The following is a 16,295-nucleotide window of genomic DNA, read 5'->3' on the forward strand; positions in this document are numbered from 1 at the left end:
TAAAGACGGGTGCTTCACCGTTTTAATTTCTTTTTGGAGGCTTATTTTTATGTCAAAAAAAATGAACCCACTCTTCGTACTAGCGGCGCTCCTATTCACTGTAACCCTCCTTGTTCCATCGATTCTCGTTCTTCCTTTTATGGAGGAAAAGGCGAGCGGGAAGCTGGGTGAAGAGATTAAGCCTGCCAGCCCTGCGAGCAAACCGGCAGATGCCGGGCCTTCCGCAGATTCGGCGGTCGAAGTAGCTGTCTACAGGACGGCCCAGAGCAAACTGGAGAAGCTCCCGCTGGACCAATACCTGGTCGGAGTTGTAGCGGCTGAAATGCCGGCCGACTTTGAACTGGAGGCGCTGAAAGCCCAGGCCCTGACGGCGAGGACCTATTATGTCAAGCAAATTTCCGGTGCAGAAAAAACGAAGCTTCCCCAAGGGGCACAGGTACTTGATACCGATGCCTATCAGGTTTTTTTGAATAACCAGGAGCTCAAAAAACAGTGGGGAGCCGATTATAACTGGAAGGTGAAAAAAATTACTGAGGCGGTAAAGGCAACAGATGGACAGATATTAACCTATGACGGAGCTCCAATTGAAGCGACTTTCTTTTCTACAAGCAACGGGTACACGGAAAATTCCGAGGATTACTGGCCAAATTCCTTTCCATACTTAAGGAGCGTGGAAAGTCCCTGGGATCTCCAATCACCTAAATATACCAACCAGACGGTAATGTCGGTTGCGGAGTTTCAGAACAAGCTTGGTGTAAAGCTTTCCGGCGAAAGCGAGCCGGGGAAAATCATCGAACGCACCGATGGTAACCGGGTCGGGAAGATTCAGATTGGGGGCAAAACCCTTACCGGCAAAGAAGTTCGGGATGCACTCGGCCTGAAATCAAGCGATTTTACCTGGATCCTGAAAGGCAATAACATCGTGATTAACACAAAAGGATTTGGGCATGGGGTCGGCATGAGCCAGTACGGCGCAAATGGAATGGCAGCTGAGGGCAAAACGTACAAGGAAATCGTCCAGCACTACTATAAGGGGGTCGAGATTGCCTCGGCAGAGAATACCCTGACAAAGGTGACGGCGAAGAAATAAATGGGAACCAGGGCTTGTATCAGGCCTTGGTTTTTTGTTTTTCCAGTTGATATCGGTGTTCCAGCTGGCTTATAAAATCATTCGGGCAATAATAGATGCGCCCTTTATTTGTTCCGGCAGCAGGTAATTTTAAGGTTGAGAGGAGGTTGCTTGCTGTTTTTGTCGAGGAAATTCCAAGGAAATCCCGGAATTCTTTATTTGTTATACTAGACTTTATTAAAAGGAAATAGTCCAGCAGTGCATTTTGATGGGCATTTTTAGCATGGAAGAGACAGTGTGGACATAGCCAGACCTTATTCTTTCGCACCATGGCTAAGGATAAACAAGATGGACAGATAATTCCTTTCTGGAGATCTGAAGGTAGAATACGGTAAGAGTTCGAAACGGTGGGGAACAGGGGTGTATCCTCTTTTAGTAGATATTTGCTTACTTTTTTCAGTTCCTTGTTGGTCATTCGCTCCTCAGTATAAGGGCTTGTTAGCTTTATGATCTGAGTTTTAAGTTTATCTATTTTACAAATCTTCCTATGAATACGAGGGTCATTTGTTTGAATGATGGCGGAGGAATTGCTTAGAACCACGAGAGTAATGATAGGAACTTTACTAAAATGGTGTACATCAAGCCAATCCTGCAGCTGTTCCTTATGCCTTTGAACCTGTAGGAGAGGGTTTGTATACCCTTTTTCCCCGTGCTCGGTAATCTGGCTGAATTGATTTTCGTCAAGCTTGATACTTCCTGGGTGATTCTTGGTTTCAATTAGAAGGATAAATTTAGTCGAGAGGATGATGGTGTCTATTTGAAAGTAGTGGTATGGATGCGGAAGTCGGAGCCCTTGGAAAATCAGGTGGTTTTTATCATCAAAGAATTGTAAATGGAAGTCAGTGTTCACTTCGCCTTTGTGCCCGGACATCTTTTTACGGGTATCTGCTTCAATAATAGCTATCTTAGGGTGATTTTTTTGCAGCCGAGGAATTAGGGCGTGATTAAGGTGTACTTTTAGTGGTATAAATCGAAGTTTTACAATCAATTTGGAGCCTCCTTTTTATTTCTATATGAAAATACGCTCTTAAAGGAGTATTTCCTGCTAAAAAGGAGGCAGAAATTTGTACAAGATGTGTCACTAACTTAAATTGATATATTTATTCCTTATTAGAACACTTTTATTCCCGATTAGGAAAGATATATTCCTGATTACTCATGATATATTCCTAATAGATGTAAAATATTTCCTCAATTCTTTTGAATCCAGCCCTCAAACCCCTTCAGCAGCTTCCCCAGTCTCTTAAACTTCCCGCTGAAATAGGCATGGTGCAGGAAATGCGATGCCGCGAGCACGCCGATCGTGTCTTTCACGAAATCGATGACGGTGGCGGAGCGGTAGGGCACGAAGCTTTGATGGATTTCATCGGTTAACCCGTACAGGATGGAAATTCCCATGAAGATAAAGCTCATCGCTGGACGGAACCTCTTCATTGTCAGCCCGGCAAAAAAGAGCAAAATGTACAGTATTCCGAATTCGACCAGGTGCAGCGATTCTTTTAAGATTCGGTCGATTCCGCGGTCGGGGAGCTCGATTACGGCCGTATCTGGCAGGCTGGACAGAACCCAGATGAGGATCATGTAGGCGATTGGCAAAAGGCGTATTATTAGTTTCATTATAAAACCTCGCATCTTTGAAAAAAATTTATGTATAAGATCGACACGTTTGTCGAAAGATAAGCAGTAAAAAATTTTTCACTCTATGTATATATTTTTTCGCATCTGTTCAGAATGATTGCTGAGGTGATGAAAATGAGAGAGGAAAAATCTTCTCAAGACAAAAGCTTTAAACGCTTTTTTAAGAAGCGGTGGGTGTATCCAACAGCATATCTTGCAAGTGCCGCAATCATTCTAACAGGTGTTCTCTGGTATCAAAACAGCGGTGAAGAAAAGGATCAATTTGCAACTGAAGTCCCTGGAAAGAAAATCAATCAAGAGCCAGCTGTTGAAGTCAACCGCTCACTGGAAAACTTCGTAATGCCGGTAAAGGATGCCGAAAATACTGTCATCAAAACTCAATTCTATGATAATGACAGTGACAAGGCTGAGCAGGAAGCCGCTCTTGTAGTCTACAATAATCAGTACCATCCGAATACAGGAGTCGACATTGCTGCGAAGGATGAAAAAGACTTTGACGTAATCGCTTCTTTGAGCGGTACAGTGACAGTAGTCAAGGAAGATTCGCTGCTTGGCAATGTGATTGAAATCGAACATGACAATGGAATTGTAACACAGTATCAATCAATTAAAAATATGAAAGTAAAAGCTGGCGACAAAGTCGAGCAAGGACAAGCCATTGCCACTTCCGGCACAAGCTTGTTCAATGAAGAGGCTGGAAACCATGTCCACTTCGAAATCCGAAAAGACAATGTACCAGTAAACCCACTGGATTATTTTGACAAGCCGCTAAGCTCTTTAGAGGAAGCTGCTGTTTCCCCTGAAAGCAACTCTGGCAAGGATGAAGCCGGCACCGAAAGCTCTGATCCTGCTGCTGAAGACGGAGCTGCCACAGAAGAAGGAACAACTCCAGCTGAAGATGCCGAAGAGGGAACTCCGGCTGAGGATAAAACTTCTACTGAAGAGGGTACACCAGCTGACGAAACTTCAACAGAAGAAGGAACCCCAGCTGAGGATGAAACTTCAACAGAAGAAGGAACTCCTTCTGACGATGCTTCTACTGAAGAAGGCACTCCTTCCGATGACAAGAAATCAACTGAAGAAGATACAGAACAGGATGACTCCAAAGAGGATACTGGATCTGACACTTCTACTGATTCTACAGAATCAAGCAACTCTTAATAAAATCAAGAACCCGCCAATCTCATCAGGCGGGTTTTTGCCGTCTTAATAGGTACATATCCTCCTTTTATGGTAGAATCAGACAGGAGGAGGGAAGAGCAATGAAAAAAGCAATTATCATCCTGATGTCATTGATCGGAATCTTGATTATTGCCGGGTGCAGCAAAGAGCCTGCTCCGGAAGAGAGATTTTCACAGTATGTAAAACTATGGAATGGCCAAAAATTTGAAGAAATGTATGGATATTTATCGGCAACAGCCCAAAAAACGGTGACGAAAGAAGAGTTTGTTGACCGCTATAATAAAATTTACCAGGACCTCGAGATTGATAAGCTCGACGTTCAGTTTAATCAGCCTGAAGAAAAGGAAAAAGCCAAGGATCAGGCAAGCTTCCCGTTTTCGGCAAGCATGGAAAGTATAGCAGGCCCCATTGTGTTTGACCATACGGCCAAGCTTGTAAAAGAAGAACGGAATGACAGCGAGAATTGGTATATCGACTGGGATTCAACTTATATTTTCCCTGAGCTTGAATCTGGGGATAAAATCAGTTTTAAGACGACTCCTGCAGCAAGAGGGGACATTCTCGACCGCAGAGGGAATGGACTGGCAATCAACGGAACAGCGCTCCAGATTGGAGTGGTGCCAAGTCAAATAGAGGCAAAGAAATCACAGACCATCAAGGAGCTGAGCGGGCTCCTGGAAATGACGGAAGATCAGATTAACAATAAGCTGAATGCCTCCTGGGTAAAACCGGATTTGTTTGTTCCATTGAAGACTATTTCTAAAACTGATGAAGACCTTAAAGCAAAACTTTTTGCGCTGGATGGGGTGACAAGCCAGTCTGTAGGCGCCAGGGAATACCCTTATGGTGAGGACCTTTCCCACCTGATCGGCTTCGTTGGACCAGTTACTGCGGATGATCTTGAAAAGCTTGAAGGCAAGGGCTATACGGCGAACGACTGGATCGGCAAGCGGGGCCTCGAACAGGTGCTGGAAGAGAAATTAAAAGGAAACAACGGGGTTAAAGTCAGTATTGTCAAAGAAGACGGATCCGAAAAGGTACTGACGGAAAAGCCGGTAAAAGATGGAGAGAACGTCCAGCTGACAATCGATGTGGTTCTTCAGCAGCAAATTTATGACCAGATGAAGGGCGTTGCCGGCACGTCGGCTGCAATGAACCCGGTCACAGGGGAAACGCTCGCCCTCGTAAGTGCGCCAGGATTCGACCCAAATGCCGAAACGCTGGGCATTTCATCCAAGCAGCGGCAGGAGCTGGAAGAGGACCCGCTGAAGCCTTATTTGAACCGCTTCAAGGTGACCTATGTACCAGGTTCTGTCATTAAGCCGATTACGGCAGCGATCGGATTGAATTCCGGTAAGATCAACCAGGATACGACCTATGAAATTAATGAGAAACAATGGCAGCCTGACAAGTCGTGGGGCAACTACAAAGTGACTCGCTATACAGATCTTAAAGGCACCATTGATCTTGAAAAAGCAATGATTTATTCTGACAACATTTATTTTGCTCGCGCAGCGCTGGAGATTGGGAAGGATACATTTGCGGAGGGCTTAAAAAAATTCGGCTTTGAGGAAATGGACTTCTCCTATCCGCTTGAAGCCTCGCAAATAGGGAAGCTTGAAAGTGATGTCCTGCTGGCTGATTCCGGCTATGGCCAGGGACATGTCGAAATGAACATTCTTCATTTAGCTGCTACCTATACGCCTTTCGTCAACAAAGGAAATATGATTAAGCCGATCCTGATGGCAACAGAAGAGAAAAGTCAGGTACAAGCAGAAGGGTTAATCTCCGAGGAGCATGTTTCTACAATCAATAGCATGATGCGGAAGGTCGTCACTGATCCAAACGGGACAGGACATTCAGCGGTGATGAGCAACTATCACCTTGCCGGAAAAACTGGAACGGCTGAACTCAAGGAAACACAAGGCTCAAAAGGCCGTGAACTCGGCTGGTTTGTCGCCTATAATCCAGAATCACCAGACCTGCTCATCTCCATGATGGTCGAGGACGTCCAAAAAGGTGAAGGCTCTAAAGAAGCCGTTTCTCGCGTCAAAGGCTCATTCCAGGCTCACATCGAATAGCCTGGAATGTGGCATAAAGCTAGTTGGCAAGGCGAAGGCAAGGGGGCCTTCATGAGGTAGTAAACTAGTTGGCAAGGCGAAGGCAAGGGGCCTTCATGAGGTAGTAAACTAGACTGGAAAAGCGGATGGCAGGAGTCAGGCATAAGACACAGTATGCTAATTATCAAAGCGAAAGGCTAGAAGGTAGCAGCTAATTAGCAGGCATGGCAATCGGCCATCATTCGAAGAGTAAATAATTTGAAAATCCCTTTATGCAAGGAAAAGTGAAGCTAAAAAAGAAGTGCCTGACCCTTAGGGGTCAGGCACTCTTTATTTTACTAAAGGGGGTCAGACCCCCTATTATTTTTTGAGCTTTGCCCATGTGCTGTCCATGGCCTTCATGGCTTCTTCTTTGGACGATTTGCCTGCGATGTAGGATTGGAGGGCGGCTCCAAATTCCTGGCCTGCACCGTCAGGGTACTTCATGAATTGCCACTGGTATGTTTTGCCTTCGTTGGAGTATTTCAGCAGGTCTGCGCCCAGAGGACCGATATCATCTGCTGTCGCTTCAATTGACTTGAAGGCCGGGATATATTTAAATTCTTTTGTCATAGCGGTTTTTCCTTCTTCAGATGTGACCATCCAGTTCAGGAAGTCTTTTGCTGCTTCCTTGTCGGCATCTGGTGCAGCGTTATGGACAACCCAGTTGCTTGGTACGTCAACCATCAGTTTATCGGATTGAGCGGGATCATCGGTTAATGGCATTGGAATGAAGCCAACTTCCATGTCTGGAGTGATTTTATCGATCATTGGCTGAATCCAGTTACCTTGCTGGATCATCGCAGCTTCACCTGTTGCGAAAAGAGTAACCTGAGTGTTGTAATCAGTTGTTAATGGGTTGGAGTTTCCATATTTCATTGTTAAATCCAATAGCTTAAAGAAAGCGTCAAACTGCTCGTTCCCTTCAATCTTGCCGCTTCCGTCATTCAGGCTGGCGATGAACTTATCTGGATCTTCCTGGTAGGCAAATGGAAGGTTCAGTCCATGGTTAGCCAGTACCCACCACTCCGCGTAGCCGATGGAGAATGGTGTAATTCCTGCAGCCTTCAGCTTCTTCGCTGCATCCTCGAGCTCGGAGTAGGTGGTTGGCAATTCCTTGACGCCAGCCTTCTCAAATAATGCCTTGTTGTAAGCAAAGCCGTAGCCTTCCATGTTCAAAGGCATTCCGTACACCTTGCCATCGATGGTCATGCCATCCAAAGTTCCTTCAAACGCATCTTTTACCCATGGCTGATCGGAAAGGTCTTCGAATTTGTCTTTCCATATCTGTGCTTCCTGGTCGCCGCCATTTGTAAAAATGTCCGGTGCATTATTCGATGCGAACTTCGCTTTAAGAGCTGCTGCGCCGTCAGCGCCGCCGCCAACTGTTTCAATATTGAATGTAACATCTGGATTTTGCTTTGTATATTCATCTGTCAGCGCTTTCAGCTGATCGGCAATTTCAACCTTCCCCTGGAAAATGTCTACGACAACCTTATCGCCTTTGCTTTCGCCGCCGCTTTTATTTTCACCGGATGTATTGCCACTGGAACAAGCTGTAATAAGAAGTGAAGCTGATAAAACCCCTGCCGCAACTGAAAACTTTTTCATTTTGAAAGCCATGCGTTTTCCCTCCGTAATGTTGTCTTTTTTATCTTGCCTATAATAGATCCCTGCTGGACGATGGTCCGCCCAGCAGAGAGGGCTCCCGTAGGAAATTACTTGATGGAACCGCTAGTGATTCCTTTGATGATGTGCTTTTGCATTGAAAAGAAGAAGATGACTAAAGGAATGATGCTCAGTACCAGTCCGGCAAGGGCCAGCTCCCACTGCTTCGTATACTGCCCGAAGAAGAAGAAGGTGGCAAGCGGAATGGTCCTCAACGCTGGATCCTGAAGCACTAGTGATGGCAGCAGGTAATCATTCCAGATCCATAAGCTGTTTAAAATCATCACTGTTACGGTGATTGGCTTTAACAGCGGGAAGACAATCCTCCAGAACACTCCGAATGGAGAACATCCATCGATGATAGCCGCTTCTTCAAGTTCAACAGGAATTCCTTTGATAAATCCGTGGTACAGGAAGATCGTCATCCCTGAACCGAAGCCCAGGTACATAATGACAAGTCCCCACATGCTGTTTAAAAGTCCCAAGTTGCCCGCCGTTTTGATAAGCGGAATCATGATGGACTGGAATGGGATGACCATCGCTGCAACGAACGTCATGAAGATAATATTGCTGATTTTCTTTTTAGTCCGGACGAGCATATAGGCTGCCATGGAACAGAAGATGATCAGGACAACATTGCTCCCCACGGTAATGATCAGCGAGTTGGTGAACACCCTCAGATAGTCAAGCCGCTCGAATGCCTGTACATAGTTCTGCCACTGGAGGACAGAAGGCAAGGCGGAGGTGTTGGTCAAAATGTCTGCAAAGGTCTTCAGGGAGTTTGAAATCACGTAATAGAAAGGAACAAGGAAGACTAAACCGATCAGAATGGCAATGATTTCAACAATAAAGGTTCTGCCGGTATATTTGTTTTCCATCAGGACTCAACCTCCTTTTTCTTGGTGATGCTGACCTGGATGACGGTGATGGCTGCAACAACCAGGAAGAAGATCAGGGCTTTCGCTTCGCCGATTCCGTAACGGTTATTGACGAATGCTTCTGTATAGATATTAAGCGCCAGCATCTCTGTTGATTTGAAAGGCCCCCCGTTTGTAAGGGACAAGTTCACGTCGAAAATCTTGAATGATGATGAAATGGTCAGGAATAAGCAGATGGTAACCGCTGGTGCAACCATCGGCATCGTGATATGGCGAAGCACCTGAAATCTGCTTGCACCGTCAATTTTGGCTGCCTCGACGATGTCCTGCGGAACGTTCTGCAAAGCGGCAAGATAGATGAGCATGATATAGCCGGCACCTTGCCAGACACTCACGATGACGATTCCCCAGAAAGCCGTTTGCTCATCGCCAAGCCATGGAAGCTGGAACAGGGAGATTCCTGTAAGTTTCCCAATGGATTCAAATCCTTTGATGAAAATGAACTGCCAGATGAAGCCCAGCAGCAGTCCGCCGATCAAGTTCGGGAGGAAAAAGACCGTTCTCAGGATGTTTCTTGTTTTTAGCATTTGGGAGATGAGCAAGGCAAGCCCAAAGCCTACGATATTGGTTAAGATAATGGCGACTGCGGTGTATTTGATGGTCAGCATAAAGGACTGCTGAAATTGCTTGTCCTCGGTGAACAGATACTTGAAGTTATCCAAGCCTACCCAGCTGACATTTCCGGTAACGCCGTTCCAGTCGGTAAAAGCATAATAGACACCTGTGAAAAATGGGATAAGAACAATCATGGCAAAAGCCAAAAATGCGGGTCCGACAAATAAGGCAAACAGTCCAGCTTTCTTTACCTTTTTGCTTTTCATGAAAGGCACGGACCTGGATGCGTTTACATTAGGCTGATTCTGAAAGGCTGCTGAATTTACTTTTTCTAGTTTACTATGGTTACTCATTTCTGCACCTCCGATAATCTTATTTTAAAGAATTGCGAAAAAGATGAAACGGCTTACATTGACCAAAAGGGTGGAAAATATTGAACTGTCAATTTTGTCACCCCCCTGGTGCACCCAAAAATCTACTAGATTGAAATTTTCATTTATATGCTACAATGAGAAAAATGTTTTTAGATTTAGATAGGAGGACGGGGTGTTCAGTGGACAAACATCTTAGAAGGGGCTGGAGCATCAGAACCAAATTGATTCTCTTTTTGATGGCGGTTACAGTCCTGCCATCCAGCTTTGCGATTGCGATTACGTATTTCCATACCACCAGGTCCCTGAATGAGCAGGTAGTCACCGGCAATCAGGAAGTGATTGAAAATGGGAAGCAGGATATTACGACCTACCTGGAGGATTTTTCTTATATTCAGACGACGCTCTACAGATATACGCCCTTAATGAATGTGCTGAGGGACGGCGTGTCGGATGATCTTGTCAGCAATCAGGAGGAGATCAACCGGATCCTGATCTATCTATTTAATACACGTGCGGAAATTGAACAGATGCATCTATATATACATGAAGGCAAGGACTCCTATACCAACTATCATTCTGCATTGAGCGGAAGAGGGACATATGAGAATGTTTATGAGCATCCTTATTACAATAAATTCAGCCGGTCAAACCCAAATGATAACACGATGATCGAGCCGCCCCATGAAATCTACAGCTATAATAATTTATCGATGATCCCAAACTCGCAAAAAAAGAATGTACTAAGCTTTCACAATATAATCAGAGATGTTCCATACAGCGATCCTTTAGCCTTTTTATCCGTCGATATTAACCTCTCGCAGATTGAATCCATCGCGGAAAGGCTCTATACGAAAGGTGCTGAAGACTTTTACCTGATGAATGAAGAGGGCAGGATCGTCTATTCATCAGAGTCGGAGCTGATCGGAAAGCCAAACAGGCAGGAGTGGTATAAACGGCTGAAGCAGGCCCCTGAAAAGGCGCAAAGCATGGAGTGGAAGGATGGCAATTTTTCCGGTGTCATTATCTATGATGAGTTCTCGGATTCTTTAAACGGCTGGCATATCGTCAAGAGAATCCCATATGATCTTTTATATCAGGGTGCCAGGGAAACAGCGCTCATGAACATCCTCATTGGCCTCGGCTCGCTTGTGATTGTCGTTTTAGCGACAATGGTGATATCGTTCAAATTCACAGAGCCGATTAAAGTGCTGATTGCCAATATGAAAAAGGTGGAGAAGGGAGTCTTCCAGGCGGATTTTGATACATTGGGGAATGATGAATTCGGGATGCTGGGAAGGCATTTTAAAATGATGATCGCAACCATCAATGATCTGATCCAGCGGGAATACAAGCTGGAGATTGAAAATAAGTCTGCACAGCTCAAGGTGCTGCAGTCACAGATCAATCCCCACTTCCTCTATAATGCGCTGCAGTCGATCGGGACATTGGCGCTGAAGCATAAGGCAGTCCCGGTTTATTCCCTGCTGACCTCGCTCTCGAAAATCATGAGGTACAGCATGAACATGAAGGACGATATTGTGCCTCTCAGCGATGAAGTCCTCCATGTAAAGTCATACCTGCAGCTCCAGAAACAGCGATTTGGCGACCGCTTTGAATATGAAATTTTAATTCAGCCTGAAGTGGATAGCATACAGGTCCCAAAAATGATCCTGCAGCCAATTGTAGAAAACAGTTTTAAACATGGATTCGACCAGACAGAAGGACCGGCATTCATCCAGCTGGAAGCCGGCATGCAGGAGAATGGCAGAGTCAGAATCACAATAAAAGATAATGGAACTGGAATTTCCGAGGCCGATGCACGAAGGCTACAGGAGGACTTTGGACGTTCTTCCAAATACGGCAGGGACGGTGATTCCATCGGGTTGAGGAATATTTTTGACCGCCTGAAGATTTACTATCAAAATGACGCAGCTATAAGGATTGAAGGCGCAGAAAACGGCGGTTTTACCGTCACGTTCGACATTCCGTCTGCTATATCAAAGGAGGACAGCCCTTCATGAAGGTCTTGATTGTGGATGATGAACAGCATGTCCGGGAAGGAATCAGGCTTCTCGGAGAATGGGAGGCACAAGGAATAAAGGAAATTTATGAGGCAACGAACGGGGAAGAAGCAATTGCAATGATTGAGGAGTACCGGCCCGAAATTATATTTTCCGATATGAAAATGCCGAAGAAGGACGGTATCCAGCTCCTCGAGTGGATCAAGGAGAATCAGCCAACCAGCAAGACGATCGTTGTAACAGGATACGATGACTACCATTATATGAGGAAGGCCATTCACTTTGGCAGTTCGGATTATCTATTAAAGCCGGTTGATCCTGACGCACTGAATCAAACCTTGGAAAATGCCGTAAAAGAATGGAAAAAGGAAGAAGCAGAGCGCAGGAAAGAGACAAACAGCTACCAGCTCCTCAATGAAATGAAGCCGGTTTACCGTGATCGAATGCTCACCAGACTGTTTGCCAATGACCATTTGAAGGAAAATCTCTATGAGGAGCTGGGGTTTCAGCCATCAGGGAAGTATGTGGCTGCCGTCGTAAAAATAAATGAGCAGGTCATGATTGAATTTGGCCGGGATCTTGCCTATTTTACGACCCTGAATGTGATTAATGAAATTTTAAAGGCCGAGGATATCGGGATTGGCTTTCGTTATCTGGCGCAAAGAGGGCAGATCGTCATCATCTTCTGGAATCAATTTGAGCAGCTGGAGAAGCATCTAGCCACGATTTATAAAGCGTTGAAAGAGGCAATGGACTTTGCCTGCCCGATTGCGATTGGACATCAGGTGGATGAAATCTCCCAGCTGATGGATTCCTACCGCCAAGCTACAGAGGTAATGCTCAGCCATAATTTGCTGGACAAGAAAGAGATCCGGGTCTATTCCAGGGTAAATGAGGCGGAGGGAGCCTTGCCTACGTTGATGGCTCATGCCTCGAGCATCGAACTGGCGGTACAGGCAGGGGAAGTTTCTGCATTTGAAGGAGTGATTGACGAGGTAACCAGTGAATTTTCCCAAAATCATTTCATGTCCCTCAGGCAGCTTTTCCACCTTGAAAGGGAGTACCAGGTGATCTGCAACCAATGGATGAAAAAATACCGCCTCCCGTTTACCCCGCCGGATGATATCGAGCGCGAAGCCGACCTGTTTTTGGACCGGAACGGGCAGTTTTGTCTGGAGGAGTACGTGAACAGGAAGAAGCGGGAAATTTCCCTGTTCCTAAAGTCAATAAAGCGACATACTCAGCTGGAAAAAGGGAATATCATTTATGAAATCGAACAGTATTTACAGGCGAACTTTGATCGGGATGTAAAGCTTCAGGAAATTGCCGATCAATTTTATTTAAGCAGGGAGTATATCTCAAGAAAGTTCAAGCAGGAATTCAATGAAAATATCTCCGATTATATCGTGAAATACCGGATTCGGAAGGCGAAGTCTCTATTGAAGAACGACCAGCTGAAAATTTACGAGATTGCCAGCATGGTTGGCTACCAGGATGATAAGTATTTCCGGAAAGTTTTTAAAAAAGTCGAGGGAATCACTCCAAACGAATACAGGCTGGGGTTAAAATAAGGGCAGGAGAGACGGTTTGCATGGCCGGGTGGAAAAAATGAGTTCAGCATCCTTCGTGCTGTTCAATATATTCCACCCTACGTGTCAATGTAAGCCGTTTCATTCCTTCTCTTATTCTCTAAAATAAAGGTAAATGCTTCTGGGTGAAAGCTTACTTCAATGAATAGAGGTGCAGGAATGAACAAACAGTGGTGGAAAGAAAGCGTTGCCTATCAGGTTTACCCCCGAAGCTTCATGGACAGCAACGGGGACGGGATTGGCGACTTAAAAGGAGTTACCTCCAAGCTGGACTATATAAAAGAGCTGGGAATTGATGTCATCTGGCTTTCCCCGATGTACAAATCCCCCAATGATGATAATGGCTACGACATTTCCGATTATCACGATATTATGGAAGATTTCGGTACGATGGAAGATTTCAATGAACTGCTGGAGGGTGTGCACCAGCGGGGAATGAAGCTGATCCTTGATCTTGTGATCAATCATACAAGCGATGAGCATCCATGGTTTATTGAATCCCGTTCCTCCAAAGACAGCCCCAAGCGGGATTGGTATATTTGGAGCGACGGGAAGGACGGCAAGGAACCGAACAACTGGGAATCCATCTTTAGCGGTCCTGCCTGGAAATATGACGAAGAAACAGAGCAATACTTCATGCATATCTTCTCCGCCCGCCAGCCGGATCTGAACTGGGAAAACCCTGAAGTCCGGTCAGCCTTGTACGACATGGTGAACTGGTGGCTGGATAAGGGAATTGACGGCTTCCGTGTGGATGCGATTTCCCATATTAAAAAGGAGCCGGGTTTCCCGGATATGCCGAATCCCAAGAACCTCGAATATGTTCCATGCTTTGACTATATGATGAATGTGGACGGAATTGATGAGTTCCTGAACGAGTTCTCGAACAAAACCATCAAAAACTATGACATTATGACTGTCGGGGAAGCGAATGGTGTTTCCCTTGAGGATGCCGACAAATGGGTTGGCGAGGAAAATGGCTATTTTAATATGATCTTCCAGTTCGAGTTCCTGGACCTTTGGGATAAAAAGTCGAGGGACCTGGTCGATGTGAATGCCCTTAAAAAGGTACTGACTAAATGGCAGAAAGGCCTTGAGGGCAGGGGCTGGAATGCCTTGTTCATCGAGAACCATGACCAGCCGCGCCGGGTTTCAAGCTGGGGCAATGACCAGAAGTATTGGAAGGAAAGCGCAAAGATGCTGGCTTCCCTGTATTTTCTGATGAAGGGAACACCTTTTATTTACCAGGGCCAGGAAATCGGGATGACCAATGTCCAGTTTCCATCGATTGACGACTACGATGATGTGGGCATGGTCAACTTTTATCAGGTGGAGACCGAGAAGGGACGTCCGCACGAGGAAATCATGAAGGTTGTCTGGACCAAGGGCCGCGACAACGCCCGCACTCCGATGCAATGGGATGCTACGGACCATGCAGGATTTACGGCAGGAACTAAAACCTGGATTGGCGTGAATCCGAATTATTCCAGCATTAACGTAGAATCGCAGCTGGACGATCCAGACTCCATTCTCAACTTTTATAAAAAACTGATTGTCCTGAGGAAAGAAAACCCGCTGTTCGTTTATGGAAAGTACGAACTGCATCATCACAATCATCCTAAACTCTTTGTCTATACAAGGAGAATGGGCAACAAGAAAGCCATTGTCATCTGTAATTTTCACGGAACGCCGACGAGATTCAAAGTGCCGGCAAGTGTCAAATACAGATCGTCGGAGCTTCTCCTCCATAATTATGAGGGCGTCCAGAAGAGCCTGCCGAGAGTCTTTACCCTGAAACCATATGAAACAAGGGTTTATCTGTTGAAGTGATGTTTGAATAGAAGAATAGTGGATTATAGGCACCTGCTTGCTGGCGGGTGTCTTTTTCTCTTTGGGGAGAAATGCGTGCCGGGAGCATGGGGTAAAGTGGTTGGGTGGTAACGCATAGAAAGGATGAGTAACCGAGGAGGGAGGAAAAAGGGGTGGGCGGTAACACAAAGAGAGGATGCTTGCCCGAAAGAGGAGGAAAAGGGGGAGGGGGGTAACGCAAAGAGAGGATGCGTGACCGAGGAGGGAGGGAAATTGGTTTGATGGTAACGCAAAGAGAAGATGCATGACCGAAGCGGGAGGAAAGGGGGTTGGGTGGTAACGCAGAGGGAAAATGCATACCCAAAGCCGGAGGAAAAGGCTTGCTTCCCGGCGTTGGGACCATTTGCCTCAGCGCCTTTTTGTGGGGTGAAGAGAAATTTTCGACAGGGATTTTCATCTGATTACCAGTAAAATCCTTTTTCTTTAAGGGTTTCTGGTCCCCCGGAGGACAGGCTCGACATTAACTGCTGAAAACGTTACAAGCTTTTACTTGACCGGGCGGTATGTTGCATGGATAATAAAATTAAATTTTCGAATAAATCAGTAAACTGAATAGGGTATTGATTCACAGAAAAACCCCGGCATTTCGACAAATTATGGCAGCGCTTACATGGAGGTGAAGATGTTTGATCCCTTTTATTATCCTGATTTCAATCACGGCAGGCTCCCTTTATTTGGCCTTCAGGAAAAAACGGTCTTTTTTTCTTGTTGTCCCGTTCCTTAGCATTTTTGTCTACTTTTTGATTCAAATCCTCATGGTGCCTGCACCATTTCTTGATACCGTTAAATTTATTTTCAGCCTGAGCTAAAGCTGCACGGGCGCCAGGGAGAAAAATCCTGAGAGGAGGAAACCGAGCATAGCGTATTGGTTAAAACGGGTGTAAAAAACCTATTTTTATAAAAGGGGTGGAAGTGTGAAAAAGATCGACAAGGCTGTTGCGGATCAATATTTTCGTGAAAAGAACACCTACATGGTGCTGTATCTGGTCATCTGGTTCTGTGTATCGTTTGGTGCTGTCCTGCTGGCAGAGCCTTTAAGCAATTTCTCCATCGGCGGGTTTCCGTTCCATTATTTTATGGGAGCCCAGGGCTCTGTGCTGACTTTCATCATCCTGCTGTTCGTGAATGCAAAGGTTGGCGACCAGATTGACAAAAAGTATGGAATTGATGAAGCGAAAAATATCAAGCTGAGTGAAGGAAAGACACTCGACCATTAAATCCGGGACTTTATAA

The 16,295-nt window shown here is 45.5% G+C and carries 12 protein-coding genes; 7 read left to right on the forward strand and 5 right to left on the reverse strand.

Annotated features, from left to right (window positions below; all coding sequences use genetic code 11):
- Window positions 1-49 precede the first annotated feature (49 nt).
- Window positions 50-1,090: a stage II sporulation protein D gene (gene spoIID / locus EV146_RS16015; protein WP_132008112.1), complete on the forward strand. Its 1,041-nt coding sequence runs from the start codon at window positions 50-52 to the stop codon at window positions 1,088-1,090.
- A 19-nt stretch (window positions 1,091-1,109) separates the two neighbouring features.
- On the opposite strand, the gene EV146_RS16020 is transcribed toward spoIID, so the two are convergent.
- Both EV146_RS16020 and EV146_RS16025 read right to left on the reverse strand, forming a co-directional pair.
- Window positions 1,110-2,117: a nuclease-related domain-containing protein gene (locus EV146_RS16020; protein ID WP_132008115.1), complete on the reverse strand. Its 1,008-nt coding sequence runs from the start codon at window positions 2,115-2,117 to the stop codon at window positions 1,110-1,112.
- 203 nt (window positions 2,118-2,320) lie between these two features.
- Complete coding sequence (locus tag EV146_RS16025; protein WP_241993928.1) at window positions 2,321-2,746, reverse strand: VanZ family protein; 426 nt, start codon at window positions 2,744-2,746, stop codon at window positions 2,321-2,323.
- Between the two features lie 135 nt (window positions 2,747-2,881).
- On the opposite strand from EV146_RS16025, the gene EV146_RS16030 reads away from it, so the two are divergent.
- Together EV146_RS16030 and EV146_RS16035 are read left to right on the forward strand one after the other, a co-directional pair.
- Window positions 2,882-3,928: a stage II sporulation protein SpoIIQ gene (locus EV146_RS16030; RefSeq protein WP_132008121.1), complete on the forward strand. Its 1,047-nt coding sequence runs from the start codon at window positions 2,882-2,884 to the stop codon at window positions 3,926-3,928.
- 101 nt (window positions 3,929-4,029) lie between these two features.
- On the forward strand, window positions 4,030-6,030 hold the full coding sequence (locus tag EV146_RS16035) for a penicillin-binding transpeptidase domain-containing protein (protein WP_132008124.1): 2,001 nt from the start codon (window positions 4,030-4,032) through the stop codon (window positions 6,028-6,030).
- Window positions 6,031-6,369: 339 nt separating this feature from the next.
- On the opposite strand, the gene EV146_RS16040 is transcribed toward EV146_RS16035, so the two are convergent.
- From EV146_RS16040 to EV146_RS16050, 3 genes are all read right to left on the reverse strand, one after another.
- Window positions 6,370-7,671, reverse strand: coding sequence for an ABC transporter substrate-binding protein (locus EV146_RS16040; RefSeq protein WP_132008127.1), 1,302 nt, complete (start codon window positions 7,669-7,671; stop codon window positions 6,370-6,372).
- 95 nt (window positions 7,672-7,766) lie between these two features.
- A complete protein-coding gene (locus EV146_RS16045) occupies window positions 7,767-8,594 on the reverse strand; it encodes a carbohydrate ABC transporter permease (protein WP_132008130.1) in 828 nt (275 codons plus the stop codon).
- Entirely contained in the window at window positions 8,594-9,475 is an 882-nt protein-coding gene (locus EV146_RS16050; RefSeq protein ID WP_121613840.1) for a carbohydrate ABC transporter permease, read from the reverse strand. The genes EV146_RS16045 and EV146_RS16050 overlap by 1 nt, the downstream gene beginning before the upstream one ends.
- 287 nt (window positions 9,476-9,762) lie before the next feature.
- Between EV146_RS16050 and EV146_RS16055 the strand changes: the two genes are divergently transcribed.
- From EV146_RS16055 to EV146_RS16075, 4 genes are all read left to right on the forward strand, one after another.
- The gene (locus EV146_RS16055) at window positions 9,763-11,604 is read left to right on the forward strand and encodes a sensor histidine kinase (protein WP_241993929.1); all 1,842 of its coding nucleotides are present in this window, start codon (window positions 9,763-9,765) and stop codon (window positions 11,602-11,604) included.
- On the forward strand, window positions 11,601-13,175 hold the full coding sequence (locus tag EV146_RS16060; protein ID WP_132008136.1) for a response regulator: 1,575 nt from the start codon (window positions 11,601-11,603) through the stop codon (window positions 13,173-13,175). The genes EV146_RS16055 and EV146_RS16060 overlap by 4 nt, the downstream gene beginning before the upstream one ends.
- 177 nt (window positions 13,176-13,352) lie before the next feature.
- Window positions 13,353-15,023 carry an alpha-glucosidase gene (locus tag EV146_RS16065; RefSeq protein ID WP_132008139.1) on the forward strand — a complete coding sequence of 557 codons (1,671 nt, stop codon included), beginning with the start codon at window positions 13,353-13,355 and terminating at the stop codon, window positions 15,021-15,023.
- Window positions 15,024-15,976: 953 nt separating this feature from the next.
- A complete protein-coding gene (locus EV146_RS16075; RefSeq protein WP_121610585.1) occupies window positions 15,977-16,279 on the forward strand; it encodes a DUF4212 domain-containing protein in 303 nt (100 codons plus the stop codon).
- The last annotated feature ends 16 nt before the right edge of the window (window positions 16,280-16,295 follow it).

It is taken from the genome of Mesobacillus foraminis (genome assembly GCF_004340465.1).
In the GTDB taxonomy this organism is placed as follows: Bacteria; Bacillota; Bacilli; order Bacillales; family Cytobacillaceae; genus Mesobacillus_B; species Mesobacillus_B foraminis.

Bases quoted from the DNA above. Each gene is read 5' to 3' on its own strand.
- EV146_RS16050 (WP_121613840.1), bottom strand. From the start codon at position 9,475: ATGAAAAGCAAAAAGGTAAAGAAAGCTGGACTGTTTGCCTTATTTGTC.
- EV146_RS16035 (WP_132008124.1), top strand. From the start codon at position 4,030: ATGAAAAAAGCAATTATCATCCTGATGTCATTGATCGGAATCTTGATT.
- EV146_RS16060 (WP_132008136.1), top strand. From the start codon at position 11,601: ATGAAGGTCTTGATTGTGGATGATGAACAGCATGTCCGGGAAGGAATC.
- EV146_RS16065 (WP_132008139.1), top strand. From the start codon at position 13,353: ATGAACAAACAGTGGTGGAAAGAAAGCGTTGCCTATCAGGTTTACCCC.
- EV146_RS16025 (WP_241993928.1), bottom strand. From the start codon at position 2,746: ATGAAACTAATAATACGCCTTTTGCCAATCGCCTACATGATCCTCATC.
- spoIID (WP_132008112.1), top strand. From the start codon at position 50: ATGTCAAAAAAAATGAACCCACTCTTCGTACTAGCGGCGCTCCTATTC.
- EV146_RS16045 (WP_132008130.1), bottom strand. From the start codon at position 8,594: ATGGAAAACAAATATACCGGCAGAACCTTTATTGTTGAAATCATTGCC.
- EV146_RS16040 (WP_132008127.1), bottom strand. From the start codon at position 7,671: ATGGCTTTCAAAATGAAAAAGTTTTCAGTTGCGGCAGGGGTTTTATCA.
- EV146_RS16030 (WP_132008121.1), top strand. From the start codon at position 2,882: ATGAGAGAGGAAAAATCTTCTCAAGACAAAAGCTTTAAACGCTTTTTT.